Below are 3,066 nucleotides of genomic sequence, written 5' to 3'. Positions count from 1 at the left end.
CATTCAAATGGGACATATTAACACACATAAGGTACCAGCAGTTGCTGGTCATTTTTCTATTTTTACAGTACCTGTTATCCTCCTGTTCGTCAGTGGTAAAGAATATCTTAGGGAAGCACGAATCGTCCAATTACAACGCTTTGATGAAAAAATACACAACATATATATAAATGTGACTGACTCTGAATGAGTCAACCACATTTTTTGTGTCTTTTTAGTGACATTACGTGCTTATCTTCTTTCCGTCCCCCATTATTCATCGTCTGTTCATATTAAAGTATTATATTAATAATGCATTGACATGGCCTCTAAAGTCATGGTTAAAATTGAAATTTTTTAACAAAGGAGAGAATATCGTTGAATCCATATAGCAAAATCTTACTTCGATTTGCAGCATTGTTTGCTCTATTAGGTGCCTTTTTAGGATCACATATGGCGGGTTCTGGTGGCTATGAATTTTTAACCGTCCATGCGCACATTTTAGTTGTTGGTTGGTTGTCATTATTTGCATTCGCCGTTTTTTATCAAGTATTTACGCCGCAAAGTGCGCTTATGTCCGCCATTCATGTTTGGACAGCCATTGTTGGATCAATTGGTCTAACAGCTGGTATGTGGTTAAGATACGTCAAGCCATTTGGAATCGAAGGCGCATTCCCACTCATTTTCTTTATTGTCGGTGGTACCATCCTTTTAATAAGCTTTGTTTGTTTTGTATTGCTTACCTTCATGAAAATAGAAACAAAAAAATAATCACAAAAAGCCGCAGACATGCTCTTAAAACATATCTGGGGCTTTTTTCTTTCATTTGAGCCAGCTTCATTAATGCCATGACACTAAACCCGAACTTTAGTAATCATATATGCGCTTTTCACCCTAACAATGATGATTGGAACGGCAGGTGGTCGACTCCTACGGGAGGAAAGGCGAGGCCACTGAAAAACTATAGGTTATAAGCAAGTCCAGTTGATTGGAACGTAAGGCGGCGACTCTAGAGGGAAAAGCAACAGCCGAAAATCCCGCAGGAAGCGGGTTTACTTCCGAGGAAGTTGAGGCGTTGCCCACGGAAAGTGACCGCCTGAAGTGGAAATCAACGGTTTTATCCGCCAAAATTTGGTGTAAGAGACTTTTTCAGCAGCCTGGAGGAAAGGCCTAGATGAGACCCCGCATTTAGGGTAGGAAGACTAAGAACGCGACGTCCTGAGACTGGGACTGCGCTTACTCGTCCCATCGAAGACCCTTTGCGATTACTCGTCCCACCGAAGACCGTTTGCCGCAACGTCTTCATGACCAACCTCCTGGGGCTGCGATTACTCGCCCCATCGAAAACCGTTTGTTGGCCCGAAGCTCATCAGCCACCCGCGGAAAGCGACCACCTAGAGTGGAAATCAACATGCAAATGTGATTGTTCGGGTTTATATCCGGAATTCGAATTATGAAATTCTTTCTTTTAAAGAGGTGTTTTTAATTTTTTAAATCGTATTTATTCCTGATCCAAAAACGACGCCTCTTCCAAAAAATCCATGATATCTTTCATGAGGTTATCTGCTAAAGGTAAATTCGGATCCGAATATGTCGCCATATTTTTCGTCCGATCCTTAGGCGCTTCTTTTAACACATGATTCATCTCTTCAATAATGCTTAAATCAGCTTCAGGCTTTGCTTCAGCCAAAGTCTCCGCATCTAATACAGAGATTTGGATGTCGTGTGTCCCACTGATAATTAAAATCGGTATATCTAACTTGGCTATTTCCTCAGCAGGATCGTGTGCCATCAATGAGATCATATACGGTTGAACGGATGGACGAAATAAATTGTACAATGCATCACTCACATCTGAAACTTCTTCGCCCTTTTTCAACTGATCAATGATCGACATACTTTCAGATAATAAGCTTTCTGACATACCCGACGCTTCAATTTGTTCATACAATGATTCATCCATCGGTCTTCCTGCACCTGCTACAGATATAAAGGCATCAATATCAATATCTTGTGCAGCCATAATCCCGACCAACGACCCCTCACTGTGACCTATAATACCAACAGATGTAAAACGCTCATCTGAGCGTAGCAATTCAACCCACTGAACGGCATCTGTTACATACTGATCAAAACGAAAGTCTGCTTCATCACCAATCGCTTCACGATTTTTTCCAGCGCCACGTTTATCAAATCTAAGACTTGCAATGCCTTGATCGCCCAGTTCCTCTGCTAAATATTTCAAACTGTTGTTTTTACCGGCCGATGAATTGCCATTACGGTCCGTGTTGCCTGATCCTGGAATAATAAGCATAACAGGGGCCGCGTCCACTGATTCAGGCATATGTAATTCCCCAATAAGCGTCCCCATGTCAGTCTCAATTTCTAAAAACTCACCATCTTCTTCAGATACTGTTGTATCATCTCTTTTTAAAGTAAACGGAAATGATTGCCCATGTTGTGTGAATGTCCCCGCTATTTCACCTTCTGTTACATCACCCTTAAAAGTCGCCTTTTGACCTTGTATGTCCATTGTGAAAGTTGCTCCATCATCATTTACTCGAATAGATGAAAAGGGGTAATCAGCGAGTCCCTGAACAGGAATACTAATGTGTCCATCTATATCCTGCTCATTTTCAAATGTAACCTGAATAGGTAACGGTTCATTAGGTATTTCGATAGATCCAGCCCAGCTACCTACCATTTGCTTTGAAGAATGATGAGCACTTCCCTCTTCTTCATTCACGTTATCACCTGCCTCTTTATCATTATTGCTGTCATTTTCTGTCTGTTTATTTTGGCATCCCGTAAATAAAACAACTAAACCAATCATGATAAATAAAAACCACCTTAAACGCTGCAAAGCTTTTCCCTCCTAATACACAATACACTTCTCCTATTCATACGTTTCAATACAGATATGGTTTCAATATAATCACCTATCCACGAAATCACACCTATGAGGTAGATGCATTAAATTTTAAAAAGTCACACGACCTGTTTGAGCGTGTGACTTTTTCCGATAGACTAAAATATAAAAGACACAATCCATGGTGCGGAATACAATGTCATAAATTGAACACCATA

General features: G+C 40.6%; 2 protein-coding genes and 1 pseudogene. 2 read left to right on the top strand and 1 reads right to left on the bottom strand.

Features of this window, described 5'->3' with window-relative positions; translation table 11 throughout:
• Together VK080_RS06815 and VK080_RS06810 are read left to right on the top strand one after the other, a co-directional pair.
• Positions 1-190: pseudogene (locus VK080_RS06815) on the top strand (thioredoxin); the annotation flags it as partial.
• Positions 191-357: 167 nt separating this feature from the next.
• Complete coding sequence (locus VK080_RS06810) at positions 358-750, top strand: hypothetical protein (protein ID WP_324224021.1); 393 nt, start codon at positions 358-360, stop codon at positions 748-750.
• A gap of 730 nt (positions 751-1,480) precedes the next feature.
• Here the strand turns inward: VK080_RS06810 and VK080_RS06805 are convergent.
• Positions 1,481-2,842 (bottom strand): alpha/beta hydrolase, encoded by a 1,362-nt coding sequence (locus VK080_RS06805; protein WP_324224020.1) that lies wholly within the window; start codon positions 2,840-2,842, stop codon positions 1,481-1,483.
• Between the last annotated feature and the right edge of the window lie 224 nt (positions 2,843-3,066).

Origin of the sequence: Lentibacillus sp. (assembly GCF_035301925.1) — a bacterium.
GTDB lineage: Bacteria > Bacillota > Bacilli > Bacillales > Amphibacillaceae > Lentibacillus.
This window is presented reverse-complemented; position numbering and strand designations above follow the sequence as displayed.